Source organism: Psychrobacter alimentarius, assembly GCF_001606025.1.
Lineage (GTDB): Bacteria > Pseudomonadota > Gammaproteobacteria > Pseudomonadales > Moraxellaceae > Psychrobacter > Psychrobacter alimentarius.
Map to the genome: position 1 here is coordinate 722,387 of NZ_CP014945.1, position 16,636 is coordinate 739,022.

Annotated in this window: 15 protein-coding genes; 11 read left to right on the plus strand and 4 right to left on the minus strand. The window is 42.6% G+C overall.

Translation table 11 applies throughout. The annotated features are described in order from the left end of the window. The first annotated feature begins 283 nt into the window (after nucleotides 1-283). The 8 genes from A3K91_RS03085 (at nucleotide 284) to A3K91_RS03120 (ending at nucleotide 8,047) form a co-directional block, all read left to right on the plus strand. Entirely contained in the window at nucleotides 284-2,083 is a 1,800-nt protein-coding gene (locus tag A3K91_RS03085) for an acetolactate synthase 3 large subunit (protein WP_228139893.1), read from the plus strand. Further along, nucleotides 2,083-2,580 carry an acetolactate synthase small subunit gene (gene ilvN, locus A3K91_RS03090; RefSeq protein ID WP_062843957.1) on the plus strand — a complete coding sequence of 166 codons (498 nt, stop codon included), beginning with the start codon at nucleotides 2,083-2,085 and terminating at the stop codon, nucleotides 2,578-2,580. Before A3K91_RS03085 ends, ilvN begins: the two co-directional genes overlap by 1 nt. 152 nt (nucleotides 2,581-2,732) lie before the next feature. After that, on the plus strand, nucleotides 2,733-3,749 hold the full coding sequence (ilvC, locus tag A3K91_RS03095) for a ketol-acid reductoisomerase (protein WP_062843958.1): 1,017 nt from the start codon (nucleotides 2,733-2,735) through the stop codon (nucleotides 3,747-3,749). Nucleotides 3,750-4,120: 371 nt separating this feature from the next. Next, on the plus strand, nucleotides 4,121-4,453 hold the full coding sequence (locus A3K91_RS03100; protein WP_323053118.1) for a hypothetical protein: 333 nt from the start codon (nucleotides 4,121-4,123) through the stop codon (nucleotides 4,451-4,453). A 379-nt stretch (nucleotides 4,454-4,832) separates the two neighbouring features. After that, entirely contained in the window at nucleotides 4,833-5,045 is a 213-nt protein-coding gene (locus A3K91_RS03105) for a cold-shock protein (RefSeq protein ID WP_057758834.1), read from the plus strand. Nucleotides 5,046-5,443: 398 nt separating this feature from the next. Next, complete coding sequence (locus A3K91_RS03110) at nucleotides 5,444-5,857, plus strand: DUF421 domain-containing protein (RefSeq protein WP_228139894.1); 414 nt, start codon at nucleotides 5,444-5,446, stop codon at nucleotides 5,855-5,857. A 375-nt stretch (nucleotides 5,858-6,232) separates the two neighbouring features. After that, nucleotides 6,233-6,982 carry an electron transfer flavoprotein subunit beta/FixA family protein gene (locus tag A3K91_RS03115; RefSeq protein ID WP_062843960.1) on the plus strand — a complete coding sequence of 250 codons (750 nt, stop codon included), beginning with the start codon at nucleotides 6,233-6,235 and terminating at the stop codon, nucleotides 6,980-6,982. Between the two features lie 132 nt (nucleotides 6,983-7,114). Further along, nucleotides 7,115-8,047, plus strand: a complete 933-nt coding sequence (locus A3K91_RS03120; protein ID WP_062843961.1) for an electron transfer flavoprotein subunit alpha/FixB family protein — start codon at nucleotides 7,115-7,117, stop codon at nucleotides 8,045-8,047. Between the two features lie 95 nt (nucleotides 8,048-8,142). Here the strand turns inward: A3K91_RS03120 and A3K91_RS03125 are convergent, their stop codons facing one another. Beyond that, nucleotides 8,143-8,937, minus strand: a complete 795-nt coding sequence (locus tag A3K91_RS03125) for a TrmH family RNA methyltransferase (protein WP_062843962.1) — start codon at nucleotides 8,935-8,937, stop codon at nucleotides 8,143-8,145. A 110-nt stretch (nucleotides 8,938-9,047) separates the two neighbouring features. After that, nucleotides 9,048-10,031, minus strand: coding sequence for a class 1 fructose-bisphosphatase (locus A3K91_RS03130; protein ID WP_062843963.1), 984 nt, complete (start codon nucleotides 10,029-10,031; stop codon nucleotides 9,048-9,050). Nucleotides 10,032-10,416: 385 nt separating this feature from the next. Between A3K91_RS03130 and A3K91_RS03135 the strand changes: the two genes are divergently transcribed. The 3 genes from A3K91_RS03135 to A3K91_RS03145 all read left to right on the plus strand — a co-directional run bounded on the left by A3K91_RS03135 (nucleotide 10,417) and on the right by A3K91_RS03145 (nucleotide 13,302). Then, a complete protein-coding gene (locus A3K91_RS03135; RefSeq protein WP_062843964.1) occupies nucleotides 10,417-11,490 on the plus strand; it encodes an aspartate carbamoyltransferase catalytic subunit in 1,074 nt (357 codons plus the stop codon). Between the two features lie 113 nt (nucleotides 11,491-11,603). Further along, nucleotides 11,604-12,761, plus strand: coding sequence for a dihydroorotase (locus A3K91_RS03140; protein WP_062845832.1), 1,158 nt, complete (start codon nucleotides 11,604-11,606; stop codon nucleotides 12,759-12,761). Continuing rightward, nucleotides 12,754-13,302 (plus strand): DUF2127 domain-containing protein, encoded by a 549-nt coding sequence (locus A3K91_RS03145; RefSeq protein WP_062843965.1) that lies wholly within the window; start codon nucleotides 12,754-12,756, stop codon nucleotides 13,300-13,302. Before A3K91_RS03140 ends, A3K91_RS03145 begins: the two co-directional genes overlap by 8 nt. Nucleotides 13,303-13,562: 260 nt before the next feature. Here the strand turns inward: A3K91_RS03145 and A3K91_RS03150 are convergent, their stop codons facing one another. Together A3K91_RS03150 and A3K91_RS03155 are read right to left on the minus strand one after the other, a co-directional pair. Beyond that, entirely contained in the window at nucleotides 13,563-14,837 is a 1,275-nt protein-coding gene (locus tag A3K91_RS03150; RefSeq protein WP_062843966.1) for a cation:proton antiporter, read from the minus strand. A gap of 119 nt (nucleotides 14,838-14,956) precedes the next feature. Further along, nucleotides 14,957-16,576 (minus strand): DUF2254 domain-containing protein, encoded by a 1,620-nt coding sequence (locus A3K91_RS03155; RefSeq protein WP_084387238.1) that lies wholly within the window; start codon nucleotides 16,574-16,576, stop codon nucleotides 14,957-14,959. Nucleotides 16,577-16,636: the final 60 nt, after the last annotated feature.

Here is a 16,636-nt window from a genome sequence, read left to right on the forward strand (position 1 = left end):
TACTCGTATAAATACTGACTGATATTCATCATCAATAATAAGCTTCTTTTATAGATGCATTCGCATCTTGTCACTGTATATCGATAAACACCGTCACAAACTGACCTTACATACATTGCTGAAATACAGCGGGCACAAATTCTTGTCCTACACAAGGATTGGCATTCATTTTTACGAGATGGACAACAATGTGCAAACGTGGTTGTTTTCTTTTATGAAATAACGCAATTTTTTGCCACAAAAAAGGGTGACGACAGTGACGCAAACTACGCAAAGTCCAAACATGACTGGACATACCCAAACGGGTAATGCTGCCAAAAACTTTGAAAAGAAACAACAACGTCTTGCTGAGAATAATGGTCAGCCTGTAAAGCTGTCTGGCGCTGAGATATTGGTTCAATCGCTGACTGATGAAGGCGTTGAATATATTTTTGGTTATCCAGGCGGTGCCGTTCTGCATATTTATGATGCCTTGTTCCAACAAGACAATATCGAGCATATTCTGGTGCGTCATGAGCAAGCTGCTGGTCATATGGCAGATGCTTACTCACGCGTGACGGGTAAGACGGGCGTCGTATTAGCAACGTCGGGCCCTGGTGCAACCAACACCGTGACGGCTATTGCGACCGCCTTTATGGATTCAGTACCGATGGTTGTAATCGCCGGTCAGGTACCAAGTAGCCTTATCGGCGAAGACGCTTTTCAAGAAACCGATATGGTTGGTGTCTCACGTCCTATCGTGAAGCATAGCTTTCAAGTGCGTCATGCGAGTGAAATTCCAAGTATTGTCAAAAAAGCGTTTTATATTGCACAGTCTGGACGTCCAGGCCCAGTGGTCATTGACGTGCCGAAAGACATGACTGCACCCAACGAAAAGTTCGCATACGAATACCCAGAAGAGGTTTTCATACGCTCGTACCAGCCTTCTCTAAAAGGTCATAGCGGTCAAATCAAAAAAGCCGTTGAGACCTTATTGTCTGCACAGCGTCCGGTCATTTATGCGGGTGGCGGCGTGATTTGGAGTAAGGCACATGAAGAGCTGACAGATCTAGCTCACCGTCTAAACTTACCCGTGACCAACACGTTAATGGGTCTTGGTACTTTCCCTGGCTCTGATCGTCAGTTTTTGGGCATGCTGGGCATGCATGGTACTTATGAAGCCAATATGACCATGCATCATGCTGATGTCATTTTGGCAGTTGGTGCACGTTTCGATGATCGCGTCACCAATAACGTCAAAAAATTCTGCCCAAATGCAACGATTATCCATATTGATATCGATCCGGCCTCTATTTCTAAAACGATTCTTGCTCATATTCCTATCGTTGGTGACGTGAAGTCTGTATTGACGGACATGTTAGATATTATTGGGCACGACAAAGAGCTTGAGCAACATGCGTTACTCGATTGGTGGTCACAGATTAATGAATGGCGCAAACGTCATGGTTTACGTTATGACACCAATACAGACAATGGCATTAAGCCACAAAACGTTGTACAAGCATTATGCAAAATTACCGATGGCAAAGCCATTATCACAAGTGACGTGGGTCAGCATCAGATGTTTGCTGCACTATATTATACGTATGATGAGCCGCGTCAGTGGTTGAATTCAGGCGGACTTGGTACGATGGGCGTTGGGCTACCATATGCAATGGCCGCAAAGCTTGTTAATCCTGAGCGCGATGTGGTGTGTATTACTGGCGAAGGCTCTATTCAGATGAATATCCAAGAGCTATCTACGTGCTTGCAATACAATTTACCAGTCAAGATTTTGAATTTAAACAACGCTCAGTTGGGTATGGTCAAACAGTGGCAGGATATGTTGTACGAAGGTCGCCATGCACAGTCTTATATGAATTCATTGCCTGACTTTGTAAAATTGGCTGAAAGTTATGGTCATGTGGGTATCAAGATCACCGATCCTGAGACCATGGAAGCACAGTTGGCTGAGGCCATGGCAATTAAAGACAGATTGGTATTCATTGACGTTTATGTCGATCGTAATGAGCATGTGTATCCGATGCAAATTGCTGGACAAGCCATGCGTGATATGTGGTTAACAAAAGGGGAGCGTACCTAATGCAGCAACAACATCTTATTTCAGTATTAATGGAAAATGAAGCAGGTTCGTTGTCGCGATTGGTCGGCTTGTTCTCACAACGTGGCTATAATATCGAAACACTAAACGTTGCGCCCACCGATGATCCAAGCATTTCACGTTTGACATTAACGACCATTACTTCACCTGAAAGAATTGAACAAATCACCAAGCAATTGCATAAGTTGATTGAAGTCGTTAAAGTGCATAACTTATCAGACACGGTACATGTAGAGCGTGAATTGATGCTGATCAAAGTACGTGCAACAGGTAACGTACGTGAAGAAATCAAGCGCAGTGCTGATATTTTCCGCGCCCAAATTGTTGACGTCAATGCGGCTTTATATACCATTCAAATCGTTGGCGACAAAGCAAAGTTAGATGGTTTCATTGATGTGATTGGTCGTGACCGTATTATGGAAGTTGTACGTTCGGGCGTGATTGGTATTGCTCGTGGTGAGAAAACACTTAGCTTATAACCAATGCTAATTATATTCAAACATCATATTTTAAACTTATTTACTTAGAATTTAACATCGCGCTTAGGTAACAACTTACGTATATAAAGTGGCTGTAAACTAAGCGCTCATTTATCCATGGTAAGCCATGATTGAGGAAAAGGACTCTATTTATGAACGTATTTTATGACAAAGATTGTGATCTATCGATTATCCAAGGCAAAAAAGTTGCCATTATTGGCTACGGTTCACAAGGCCATGCACACGCTCTTAATTTACAAGATTCAGATGTCGAAGTAACCGTCGGTCTACGCGCAGGCTCAGGCTCATGGAAAAAAGCTGAAAACGCTGGCTTAAAAGTTGCTGAAGTAGAAGAAGCGGTAAAGGCCGCTGACGTGGTCATGATTTTGACGCCTGATGAGTTCCAAAAAGAGCTTTACAGTGACGTGATCGAACCTAATATCAAAGAAGGTGCCACCTTAGCATTTGCTCATGGTTTCGCGATTCATTACAACCAAGTCGTACCACGTAGTGACCTTGATGTCATCATGGTTGCGCCTAAAGCGCCAGGTCATACCGTTCGTTCTGAGTTCACAAAAGGTGGCGGTATCCCTGATCTTATCGCTATCTATCAGGATGCTTCAGGTCAAGCCAAGCAAGTAGCGCTTTCTTACGCTGCTGGTGTTGGTGGTGGTCGTTCAGGTATTATCGAAACGACGTTTAAAGATGAGACAGAAACGGATTTATTCGGTGAGCAAGCCGTTCTTTGTGGCGGTGCGGTAGAGCTGGTAAAAATGGGCTTTGAAACCCTAACTGAAGCAGGTTATGCGCCAGAAATGGCATATTTTGAGTGCTTACATGAGCTTAAACTGATTGTTGACTTGATGTATGAAGGCGGTATTGCTGACATGAATTATTCAATCAGTAACAACGCTGAATACGGTGAGTACGTGACTGGCCCTGAGGTTATTAATGAGCAGTCTCGTGAAGCCATGCGTAACGCATTAAAACGTATTCAGTCTGGCGAATACGCCAAAATGTTCATCTCTGAAGGTGCAACCAACTACCCATCAATGACCGCCCGTCGTCGTAACAATGCTGAGCATCAAATTGAAGTGACTGGTGCCAAACTACGTGGCATGATGCCTTGGATTGGTGGCAACAAGATTATCGATAAAGACAAGAACTAAGCAACTATTTAGGATACAAGCCTAGTTAGTCATAAAAACCCACGCTATGAATGCATAGCGTGGGTTTTTTAATGGCTACTATTTGAATACGTTTTTATAGAGGTCTAATCATATGGCTTGAAAAGCAGTTGTAACTCCCCAATGTAGATTATCGCCTTTGTGTTCTTTAATTGTTTGCTCAATGAGACGACGGTCATTATCTTGATTTGTCTTCGACAGGTTAGAGAGAACAAAAAATTCCTTCATTTTTATTTTTCATAGATTACAGGTTGTATGTTGTGCAAATATCTTATCCTGACTGGCTAACGCCGCAATTCATATATGTTACGCTCAGCGCCGTGATAGCAGTGTTAATTTGGATACAAGGAGAAATGCTCAAGAAAACGAATGGCAAATTACCAAAGTCTAAGTTTTTTCAAGTTAGCTCACTCCTAGACACGCTGTGGTTCTTTATTTCCGTAGTCATGTTATATGTGATAGATCTAACGCCATTGGCTATCGCGGTTCCTGCAGCTTATGGTATTTATACGACTTTCGGTTGGATTTATGGAACACGTCTATTAAAACGTAAAGGGGTTCCTGACTCTCCCAAAGACTTGGTCATACCAGCCAAATATATCGCTTATAGTCAGTCATTTTCATTGATATTTTTTGCCCTTTGTTTACTAGTACTGAGCTCGCCGTGGCTACCCATATTTCAATAGAATATTTTTGTATTGTTGCTCATTATACTTTGTAGTATTGATATGCCTCAGGTTGAATCATTGGTTTTTATTTGGGCGTTGCATATCTAATAATAAAATTATGTTTAATATCAGTATGATAGGTGATTGGTTGCTTAATAAATTGGTCTTTTTGAACTGATTATAATCGTTTACAAAAATCATCAATTTAACCAGTTGCGATTAAGAAAAGCTGCTATAATCAAGTGGTATTCAAAGATTTTTAGGCAAAAACCTTATGTTAACTCTGAGGTAGTTTGATGGTTTTAATCATCAAGCCAAGCAAAAAATAATTTGGGTATATATCAATTAATCGGTGGCGACACAAGTCTCACCAACAGTTAAAGAGTTAGGAAAATTTATGTCAGATAAAGTTGAAGGCACTGTAAAGTGGTTTAATGAAGCTAAAGGTTTTGGTTTTATTGCTCAAGACAATGGCGGACAAGATGTATTCGCTCACTACAGCGCTATCCAAGGCAATGGTTTCAAAACTCTAGCCGAAGGCCAAAAAGTGTCTTTCATCTTAGGTGATGGCAAAAAAGGCCCACAGGCTGAGCAAATCGAAGCTATCTAATCTTATTTTTTATTGAATCGACTGATTTTCAGTAGATTCCATAATAGGTAGATTACACATAAGCATTGATTACTTTGTTTGTTAAAACAATAAAAATACTGTTTCGACTTCAAAAAAAAGCAACCTCTCATCAGGTTGCTTTTTTTATACTTTTTTCTTTGTGAAACGATAAAGTGATGGCTGTTAACGGCAAGCGTTATGAAGCAGTAAAAATATCGATGTAAAAAATATGCAAGAAGAAAGGATGTGTTATGAAATGGGAAACTTGGTTTTCAATGGACTGGCCACAAGTGCTAGGTATTTCTCTATCTGCGATAGGGTTTTATATAGGGCTTATGTTGTTCACACGGCTGATGTGACTGCGCAGTTTCTCTAAGCTATCAAGTCATGACTTTGCAATGACAGTGGCTATCGGTAGTATCCTTGCTTCAACGGTGATATCAGATACACCAGCATTGTTGCAAGGGTTGTTTGCAGTGGCTGTATTATTTTTAATACAAGGTGTAATATCGGTCATCAGGCGAAAAGTGAAGCCATTAAAGGCTTTAATCGACAATCAAGCCATTATATTAATGGCGCATGGTGAGTATTTTGGGGATAATCTAAAAGAAGCAAACCTTGCTACCAGTGACGTTCAAGAAGTATTACGTAAAAATGGTATCAAATCCAAAACCGAAGTGTTTGCCGTTATTATGGAAACTACAGGTGATATGAGTGTGATAAAAAATAATGATGTGACACCTGATTGGAGTTTGTTTGATGACGTACGCGACAGTGAGCTATTGATTAAAACTGATAAGCGCTTATCATGATAAAACTTCGGTAATCTGGTAGTTTTAAAAAGATAAATAATAACAAAACGTTAAATGGATAGAGCGTTAGCAATGCTATAAAGGTGTGAAGCGTTAAATATTTAAGCAGAAACGGTGAAGTGATACGCTTATAAACTATTTTTTATAGAATAGTGACAAATTTATGACGCATTATTCACGGCGCTGTCTTGACGTGATGCCTGTGCTCACGCAAGATACATAGGTCTGATAATAATGATTGGCTTGGCTTTAACCTCTGTTTCTGCTGAGCAATCATCACTTTAAGTACAACTTTGAACGACAGTTTGAACAATCCTGAACCTTTGGTTCTTAACTGATCATTTTTAATTCATAACATTAATAAACGAGGAACGTATGAAAGCATTAGTAGCGGTCAAGCGTGTCATTGATTATAACGTGAAAGTTCGTGTAAAAGCTGATAACTCTGGCGTTGATCTATCAAACACTAAAATGTCAATCAACCCATTTGACGAAATTGCGGTAGAAGAAGCGGTTCGCCTAAAAGAAGCGGGCGTTATTGATGAAGTTATTGTGGCATCAATCGGTCCAAAAGAATCGCAAGAGCAAATCCGCGCAGCCTTAGCCCTAGGCGGAGACCGTGGTATTTTAGTCGTGACTGACGAAAAACCATACCCATTGCAAGTTGCTAAAATCCTAAAGAATATTGCTGAAACTGAAAGCACTGATATTATCTTGCTGGGTAAACAAGCCATTGATGATGACAACAACCAAACTGGTCAAATGCTAGCCGCACTGATGGGTATTGGTCAGGGTACTTTTGCTTCAGAAGTGAAAGTTGAAGGCGATAAAGTAAACGTAACTCGTGAAATCGATGGTGGTTTACAAACTGTTTCACTGGCCTTGCCAGCGGTTATCACGACAGACTTGCGCTTGAACGAGCCACGTTATGCAAAATTGCCAAACATTATGAAGGCAAAGAAGAAGCAGCTTGACGAGAAGACACCAGCTGACTTCGGTGTTGATATGACATCTAAGCAAGAGATTATTAAAGTGGTGCCACCTGCTGATCGCAAAGCTGGTATCAAAGTAGGGTCGGTTGATGAGTTGATTGATAAGCTAAGAAATGAAGCAAAAGTCATTTAAGACTTTTTCATAGCCTATCCTGTCCAGTGTTGTGATACTAAAACGAAGCTATATTAAAGCTGAAAGTATAAACAACATTGGACAGAAACAACCAAATGAATAGACGATACAAAAAAATAAAGGATTAAAACCATGGCAATTTTGGTATATGCAGAACATGACAATGCCAGTCTAAAAAAGGCAACTCTAAACACGATCGCTGCTGCTAAACAAATCGGTGGCGATATCCATGTATTGGTTGCAGGTAGTGGCAATCAAGCCGTAGCCGATGAAGCAGCAAAGGCTGAAGGCGTGTCTAAGGTACTATTAGCTGACAATGCTGCTTATGAGCATCAATTGGCAGGTAACATTGCCTTACTAGTGTCTGATATCGCTGGTGATTACAGCCATATCATTGCACCTGCTACTACAACTGGTAAGAACTTCATACCGCGTGTCGCAGCATTACTTGACGTTAGTATGTTGTCAGAAGTATCTGCTGTCATAGATGCGCAAACATTCGAGCGTCCTATTTATGCAGGTAACGCGACTGCCACCGTTAAAACGTCAGAAGACAAAGTGGTATTGACCGTTCGTACTACCGCTTTTGATCCGGTTGCAAGTGAAGGCGGCTCTGCTACTGTTGAGACGCTTGATAACGTACAAGACACTGGTAAAGCCAGCTTTGTAAATGAAGAGATGGCCAAATCTGATCGTCCAGAACTCACGTCAGCGGGCATTGTAGTTTCAGGTGGTCGTGCATTGGCAAATGGTGAAAATTTCACTAAATACATCGAGCCATTGGCTGATAAGTTGGGTGCTGCTGTTGGTGCCTCACGCGCTGCTGTTGATGCAGGTTATGTACCAAATGATATGCAGGTCGGTCAAACCGGTAAAATTGTAGCGCCGCAGCTGTATATCGCGGCTGGTATCTCAGGTGCGATTCAACATTTAGCGGGTATGAAAGACTCTAAGGTTATTGTGGCTATCAACAATGACCCAGAGTCACCGATTGCTAGTGTGGCAGATTACTTCTTAGAAGCCGATTTGTTTGAAGCATTACCTGAGTTGACCAGCAAAATCTAGGTTGCCAGTAAATGTTCCGATGACGATTGTTTAAAAAACCCACTATCTGCTGATAGTGGGTTTTTTATATGTAAGACAATTTTAAGGCGTAATGTCTAGGCGTAATGTCGTTGCCGTAAGGTCTCATACAAGCAGAGCGATCCTGCGATTGCGACGTTGAGGCTCTCTTGTCCGTTTGGCTGAGGCAATGCAATAGGGATGGCGCATTGCATGAGCTCATCACAAACCCCTTGGCCTTCATGACCCATAATCCAAGCAATGGGCGCTTTTAAGTCATGCTGATAGATGACCGTATCGGTATGAGAGCTGGTGGCAAACAATGGTGTTTGTACGTAATCTAAAATATCCTGTACGCTTAAGCCTTCATAGATGGTGAGTGCAAACTGCGCACCCATACCTGCACGCAAGGTTTTGGGAGACCATGTTTGAGCGGTGGCATTGGTACACAGAATATTGGAGATGCCAACCGCTGCTGCTGTACGTAGTAGCGTTCCAACATTGCCACTATCCTGTACATCATTCAAGATCAAGCAATCCTCTGTTATGGTCGATAAGTTGGGCGTTGGCACCTTGATGACGGCCATGATATCGATGCCGGTACCTAGGCTTCGGATACTTTCATAAAGCGTATCTGAGAGCGTTAAAATAGGTGTGTAGGTTGGTAGGCGCGTTAATACTTGCTGTACCTCAGGATGAGCATGTGCTGACTCGGATAATAGTATTTGGACAAATGGATAGTCACTACGAAGGGCTGCATCAATAAGATGAACACCTTCAATAACTGTCTGACCATGCTTTTTACGCTGGCGCGCTTGCGTCAATAGCGCTTTGACCAGTTTGACTGTCGTATTCTTATCTGAGGTAATCAGCTCGGTGGGATTTGAGACCATAGTGGATCGCTTAGAGAAGAGGATAAAATGAGAATGGTTTGAATAACCAGCATAATGTCATATAAACGTTAGACGTTATACTGGCTGCTATTAATGCACGTTTCAAACAATTATTTTTCAGTATAATTCACATGTAAGTCTTTGACGTAATTGACTTCATTCTTACTACCAAGCACCACAGGTACGCGTTGATGAATATTGTTAGGTTCGATATCTAGAATACGATTGACCGCGTCAGTGGCACCGCCGCCAGCACGTTCAATCAGTAAGCTCATTGGATTGGCTTCATACATCAAACGCAATTTACCGGCTTTATTGGCATATTTGGTGTCAAACGGATAAGTGAACAGACCACCGCGGCACAAAATACGATGAACGTCACCAACCATAGCAGCCACCCAGCGTGTGTTAAAATCGCGACCGCGCACACCTGTCTCGCCTGCGATTAGCTCATCAATATACTGCTGCATAGGCGCACGCCAATAGCGGTAATTTGAGGCATTGATTGCATATTCGCTGGTATCTGCTGCGATTTGCACATTGTCCTCTATCAGTACATAGTCACCTGTATCTGGATCTAAGCTGAACATGACAACATTATCCGCTATCGTTAGTGCCAATACGGTAGAGGTACCATATAATAAATATCCTGCTGCAAGCTGCTTGGTACCTGCCTGTAAGTAATCACCGTTTTCGCTCAGTTGGCCTTGACGTTCATACGGTAGAATCGAAAAAATCGTTCCAACGGCCATATTGATATCAATATTTGATGAGCCGTCTAATGGGTCAAACAATACCAGTAAACTACCATCAGCGTTGGCAGGAGTTGCATCGTCCAATTCTTCTGAAGCAACGCCAGCACAATGCGCATTTTTTGCCAAAGCATCTAGTAACAAGTCATTAGCCAATACGTCCAGTTTTTTCTGATCTTCGCCTTGAACGTTCTGATTACCCGCTTCCCCTAAAATATCCGCTAAAGCCCCTTTTCTTAGTAACTGTGAGATGGTTTTACCCACGTCAGTGACGGTCGTAATCACATCATTAAGGGCAGGATTGGCTGCGTGATCGTTGAGATAGTTTGCTAAGGTTGTCATAAGATGTCCTGCTGGATGATAGTGTGAGTAAAAACTAGATCAGTATTAAAAGAAGAAAGGGTTACATGAACCACGTTTAATTTGACAGATTTTGAAATAGCTCATCAGGCAACTTTGTCCTGACCAAAAAATCAGCTACACTATATCTGTTATTATTCATTTATATTTTGATAGGCCTATCCTCTAAGATAGGTGATAAAGGTTGAATTATCTCATCTATAGAGCTGCTACAGGTATTATACAGTGCCTATTTCGTTAGCGTAAATTGTAGCAAATAAGTGACTGAATGTCCTCGTGTCTGTGCGTATCAACCGTAAGTGCTCGAATAAAAATGAATAAGTGATTACGATAGACTCATATAAACCCACAATAAAGACTTGCCATTATGTCAAATTCTCCCGATAGCAATTCAACACATGCGGTCTTGTCGACTGATTATGCCACACTCGATTCCAATGCCATTCATCAAAAACTCAATACTTCACTGAGTCGTCCACAGCTAAATACGGATGGTAGTATTCGCCATTTTTTGGGTGTTGAAGGTCTGAATAAGGCACAGTTGCAAGCCATTATTGCCAAAGCAGAAACGTTTTTTGATGATAAAGGGCAATTGATCAACCGTCCTGAGCTTGAAGGTTATACGGTGATGAATTTGTTTTTTGAGCCATCGACTCGTACCCGTACCACCTTTGAGGTCGCTGAAAAACGTCTGGGCGCCAATGTATTAAACATCGATATCGAACGCTCCAGTACCAAAAAAGGGGAGAGCCTACGCGATACGCTATGGAATTTGCAAGCGATGACGGCAGATATTTTCGTGGTACGGCATTCGGCATCTGGCGCCGCACATTTTATGGCCACAGAAGTGACACCTGATATTGCCATTATCAATGGTGGTGATGGCTGGCATGCCCATCCCACCCAAGGTATGCTCGATATGCTGACCATTCACCGAGAAGCGCCGCGCCCGTTTGAAGAGCTGTCAGTGGCTATCGTTGGTGATATCAAGCATTCACGAGTAGCACGCTCTGATATCAGTGCCTTACAGACTCTGGGTGTTAAGGATATTCGTGTCTGTGCGCCGCTTACGTTATTGCCTAAAGGAATTGAGCGTTATGGGGTAAACGTTTATGAAAATATGAATGAGTGCGTGACGGACTGCGATGTCATCATGGGATTGAGAATTCAAAATGAGCGTATTGGTTCGCCGTTATTAGCGTCGTCGAGTGAGTATTATAAACACTATGGTATTACGCCTGAGCGCGTGGCACTTGCCAAACCTGATGCGTTGGTCATGCATCCTGGGCCGATGAATCGCGGCGTTGAGATTGCATCGAGCGTGGCTGATGGTGCGCAGTCGGTGATCTTAAAGCAAGTGAATAACGGCATTGCGATTCGTATGGCCGTGTTATCACTAGCGATGGAAGGTCAACGCGCGCATCAGGCTGGCAACCGTTAATAGTTTGCTCGCCACTTTATTCTTATTTCTTTTATTTTATTGATACGGTAATAACGCTCATGTCTACTCTGCTCAATACTGAAGCACCAATACGAGATCATCTTCCTCAAACCATTAAGAACGCTCTGCCAAGTGTTGTCACAGACAAACTGGCTTCAATCGGAACTGAGCGTGAAATGTGGTTACTACCTCCATTGGTTGATTTGTGCGCGCGCTTACGTGAACCGGGTCAACAGCAACACGGTACGCTGGAATCAGAAGGGCGCGCGGCTCGTGGCAATGGCTTTTTGCATGTGGTGATTCCACCTGACACCAATCCTATCCTAGAAAATGGGTCTTTGTTAAAAGGTTTGCGTGAGCGTGCGCTAGATGATGGTGGCATTTACTTACATATTTTGGGTGCATTGACCGCTGGGTTAGAAGGCGAGCAACCTTCCAATATTGCAGGCTTAAAAAAAGGTGGCTGTATCGCTGTCTCTAACGCGCGCAGACCGTTCCGTAATGATTTGGTGTTGTTACGTACTCTAGAATATGCAGCGACGTTTGGCATGAAAGTCTTCTTTTATCCAGATGAGCCAAGCTTGTCGGGAGATGGGGTTGCGCATGAGGGTTATATTGCGTCTTATCATGGGTTACAGGGTATTCCATGGATTGCTGAAACGGTGGCGTTGTCTACCCAGTTATTGATGGTTGAAGAGACAGGAATTGCGGCGCATTTTAGTCAATTGTCGTGCAAATCCTCCATCGAGCTGATGCGCTGGGCAAAAGACAAAGGTCTGCCCGTGACGTGTGATGTGGCCATGCATCAACTCTATTTGACCGATGACAATTTAGAAGGGTTTAACGCACAAGCCTATGTGTTACCACCACTACGCAGTAATACTGACCAACAAGCCATTCGACGGGGTCTAAAAGATGGCACGATTGATGCCATTTGTAGTCATCACGAACCACTAAATAGCACAGCTAAAAAAGCGCCGTTTGCTGAGAGTACACCTGGTATCTCAAACTTTGATACGTTTATGGCGCTGGCTTGTCAGCTGGTGCATGATGAAGTCCTTACGTTAGAGCAACTGGTAGATAAAATTTGTTTGAATCCTGCTAAAATTGCTGGGATCAGTGAGCAGTACGAGAAAATTGGTGGGGCTGTATTGGTTGATCCTAATATAGAATGGCAAGTGACGGCACAATCCATGCTATCAAGCGGCAAAAACACGCCATTTTTTAACCAACAACTACAAGGCCGTGTTGTGGAGACTTTCTTTGGCTAATTTGCCCCGACAAGATGACAATCTGCTGCCATCCTCGAAGGATTATGAGCCGAATTTATGTGACCAGCAAGAAAACCCGCGTAGCACTTCTAGTGAGTCCATCAAAGCGGTGGCAATCTATGAGGTGGTTAAAGGGGTAGGCGCACTGCTAGGGGCAATGGCGTTATGGTCGTGGCATACCAACCTTGATCACTGGTTGACAATGATTGCGGATTTTTGGCAGCGAAGATTTGGTCAGCTATTGGCATCTCAAGTGGACAGTGCGGTACAAGTCGCTCAACAAGCCAGCAAAAACTGGCCAGTATTTTTACTATTGATTGTGGCTTATGCCAGTTTACGCTTCGTTGAGGCTTATGGGCTGTGGCAGGATAGAACATGGGCGTATTGGTTTGGTGTGCTTGGCTACGGTATATTTATCCCTATTGAGCTTTACTATCTGCTAGCCAATCCGTTTGATTGGTTTAACTTTACCATCTTGGTCTTAAATGTTTTGATCGTTATTGTGGTATATCGTAATATGAAGCGAAAGGGTTTGATATAGAACATCGTAGATATTGAGATGGGGTCAATACGCTTCAAAATTTACCAAAAAGCCAGCATAGACGATATTCTATGCTGGCTTTTTATAGTGAGTTCGGTATAAAACCGATACAGCGTGACTGGAATAGGTTTTTTGCAGCCTCTGTCTGCGAAGGCACAGCAAGCCAAAAAAAATCATTCCAGTTCAGCGTTGTCATATAATGTATCTGTTTTATTTAGACTCGACTATACTGCAAATGCTTTTTGGTACAGAGATTTTATTTATACGCTGGCTTTTTTGTCATCAGGACGAATACTTTTTGCCACTCGGCCAACACTCAATCCTTGTACCAAAATAGAGAATATGACGACGGCGTAAGTAAGTGCCAATAAAATATCGCGCTCATCGCCCATCGGTAACTGCAATACTAAAGCGACTGAGATACCGCCACGCAGTCCGCCCCATGTCAATACCTTCCAAGCCCCAGTTGGCAAATCCAGTTGACGATGAAAGGTTTTGGTGGTCATTCCCACGACAATGAAACGTGCCACCAAGGCAATGATGATGGTCAATGCGCTTGCGATAAATAAATTGCTTGAATATACAATCATCACCACTTCTAGACCAATGAGAACAAACAAGATAGCGTTTAAAATCTCATCAACCAATTCCCAAAACAAATCGATGTAATGCCGCGTCTTATCACTCATCGCAAGCGCCCGCCCACGATTGCCAACCATGAGACCGACCATAACCATAGCGAGTGGGCCTGATAAATGCCAATGACTGGCCAATGCATACCCACCGATGACGCCCGCTAGGGTGAGCAATACCTCTTCTTGATAACTGTCAATGCTCTTTAATAAGTAATACAAGATTGCCCCAAGTACCAAGCCAAAAAGAATACCACCACCAGCTTCAACTGCTAATGTATGTGCTACATAATTGACCGTTGGGATGTCGCCACTGGCTAAGATGCCAAGCAATAACACAAAAATGACCACGCCAATACCATCGTTAAACAATGATTCGCCAGAAATAACAGTTTCAACGCTTTTTGGTGCGCCAGCTGAAGCAAGAATACCCATGACCGCAATAGGATCGGTGGGCGATATCAGAGCCCCAAACAGTAAACACCAAATAAAAGGTAGACCAAACCCAAATAGGGGCAACATAAAATAAATAGCAATGGCAATGAGCAAAGCCGATACGATGGTGCCAAGCCCTGCAAGAATGCCAATCGGCAGCTTATAACGTTTTAAATCACCAATGTTGACATGTAAAGCGCCTGCAAATAACAGCATGGAGAGCATGCCATCTAATAATACTTCGGTAAAATCAAGCTGCTCTAATAGACTGACCTCATAATCAATGAGCTGATCAAACCCCAAAAAGCCTAAAAATATCGCTCCGATAGATAACAAGATGGAAATAGCCATGACACCAATCGTGGTCGGTAGGCCAATAAAGCGATGATTGATATAAGACAGTGAAGCAGTAATCGATAAAAATATGGCGCTGATTTCAAGAATAGTGAGGCTGTTTGCAGTGGCCATAAAGTGTGTCTCGTATAAATATGAAATTACCTTAAGCCTAGGACTTATAGTAATGATGCCGGCATCTTTGTATAAGTCATAACATTATACAAGTCTGAGGATTGCCAGTCGTGTAATGATTAGCTTGATTGTGTTTGTAGCGACTGACGAATGTGAGCGGCAAACTCGCTGGTATAATGGAAGTGCTTGTGTTGGGCGTCCTCATCAAGAATGAATTGCTCTGCTTGTTGGCACATCTCCATCAAATCATCCACCAATTCTTGATAGCTTAAATTTTCTTCTCCTGCCCGTTTAATCAACTCGAGCTCATGCAGGAGCGTTTGTTGCTGGGCATGATTGACGCAAGAATAATTTAGATTGACCATTGCCTGACACAAGGCTTTTAATACCATCAGATCCGTTGCCGCATAACGACGTATCTCACCAAGCGATATATTGATAAAGTCCAAGATCGTAGGTATATAAGTCACCACCGCCAATATGGAAAGGCGTTGTGCTTGGTCTATGGTCTCTGACGTTTCGTTTTCTTGCGTTGGAACATGAAAGTGATAAGAAGTGGGTGGCTGACGGCGCATCATAATACTCAAGCAACTTGTCAAAGACTGTACACAGTTGACGGCCGTCTTTGGATCGTTTATACCAGGAGACAAGGCTCGCACAGCAATCTCAGTCATTTGACTTAAGCTATAAGAGATATCATTAGAATGTGACAATCGTTGTTCGAGTCGTATACAGCCTGCAAACCGCTGCCAAAATTCGCCATCAGGTGCGCGCGGCAAAACAGCCAAATGAGGTAAGTCTGTGATTTTCTGGTTGCTGGCATGATCGGCTGGTCGTTGGTAAAAATACCCAATAACGTTTTGGTTGGTAACATAGTCACCCGTATTGACTTGTATTTGTACCACGCCACCATACTCTTGAGTCAAGGTGATTAAAGACTCAAGATAGATTTGTTGAACATAACCTGAGCTTGATGGGTAAATGGGTGTCGAAGACCATGTATGAAACGTCTGAAGGTCTTGATGTTCAATATCACGCTGATGTTGAATCTCGCAACGATCGCTATACCAATAGTGAATATTTTTAATGGCTTCATTACTAGCACCTTGAATGACATGTGATGCTTGAATGGCGTGAACCATATGTTGGACAAAGTAGACCAGTAAAAGCGCACAAATAATAGCCATGATAATGGCAAAAGTCACTGCTAATTGCGGGACACCAAAGTCGACGTCGTACTTATGAATAGACTTTAGTACGAGCAAGCTATAACTAAAGGTGCCAATAAAGGCACCCAATACAAACTGGTTTGGCGTATCTGTCAAAAAATTGCGCAATAACCGTGGACCAAACTGAGAAGAGGCCATGGATAGTACAGCAATGGTAATAGAAAACGTGGTTCCTGCTACGCCTAAAACGGCTCCTGCAATCGACGTCATGATAGCGCGTGCAGCATCATCATTACCGGTAAACGCAAACGTAATCTTTCTCACCGCTTCCCGATCAAAATATTGATCAATCGTCAATAATAAAGGTGCAAGTAACAGTCCTGCAAGTACGCAGGCCGTTGGAATAAACCAGTAAGAGCCGATAAGTTGCTGCCACAAATTTCTGAGTCGATCCGGTAAATCAGTCAATGTCTGGAGCGACCATAGCTGAATGAACGACTTGGGTATATTTTGAACCCTATCAAAAAATCGCATCCACAAGCTTTTTGTCTCGTCTTTATTTACTGTCATAAGCTAAAAAATATCCAAAAGTAATCATACAATAGAGATAAGGCTTGTTTGCCGTGTTAT

Bases quoted from the DNA above. Each gene is read 5' to 3' on its own strand.
- A3K91_RS03100 (WP_323053118.1), top strand. From the start codon at position 4,121: ATGCTCAAGAAAACGAATGGCAAATTACCAAAGTCTAAGTTTTTTCAA.
- A3K91_RS03150 (WP_062843966.1), bottom strand. From the start codon at position 14,837: ATGGCCACTGCAAACAGCCTCACTATTCTTGAAATCAGCGCCATATTT.
- A3K91_RS03135 (WP_062843964.1), top strand. From the start codon at position 10,417: ATGTCAAATTCTCCCGATAGCAATTCAACACATGCGGTCTTGTCGACT.
- A3K91_RS03115 (WP_062843960.1), top strand. From the start codon at position 6,233: ATGAAAGCATTAGTAGCGGTCAAGCGTGTCATTGATTATAACGTGAAA.
- A3K91_RS03085 (WP_228139893.1), top strand. From the start codon at position 284: ATGACTGGACATACCCAAACGGGTAATGCTGCCAAAAACTTTGAAAAG.
- A3K91_RS03105 (WP_057758834.1), top strand. From the start codon at position 4,833: ATGTCAGATAAAGTTGAAGGCACTGTAAAGTGGTTTAATGAAGCTAAA.
- A3K91_RS03130 (WP_062843963.1), bottom strand. From the start codon at position 10,031: ATGACAACCTTAGCAAACTATCTCAACGATCACGCAGCCAATCCTGCC.
- ilvN (WP_062843957.1), top strand. From the start codon at position 2,083: ATGCAGCAACAACATCTTATTTCAGTATTAATGGAAAATGAAGCAGGT.
- A3K91_RS03155 (WP_084387238.1), bottom strand. From the start codon at position 16,576: ATGACAGTAAATAAAGACGAGACAAAAAGCTTGTGGATGCGATTTTTT.
- A3K91_RS03125 (WP_062843962.1), bottom strand. From the start codon at position 8,937: ATGGTCTCAAATCCCACCGAGCTGATTACCTCAGATAAGAATACGACA.
- A3K91_RS03120 (WP_062843961.1), top strand. From the start codon at position 7,115: ATGGCAATTTTGGTATATGCAGAACATGACAATGCCAGTCTAAAAAAG.
- A3K91_RS03110 (WP_228139894.1), top strand. From the start codon at position 5,444: ATGACAGTGGCTATCGGTAGTATCCTTGCTTCAACGGTGATATCAGAT.
- ilvC (WP_062843958.1), top strand. From the start codon at position 2,733: ATGAACGTATTTTATGACAAAGATTGTGATCTATCGATTATCCAAGGC.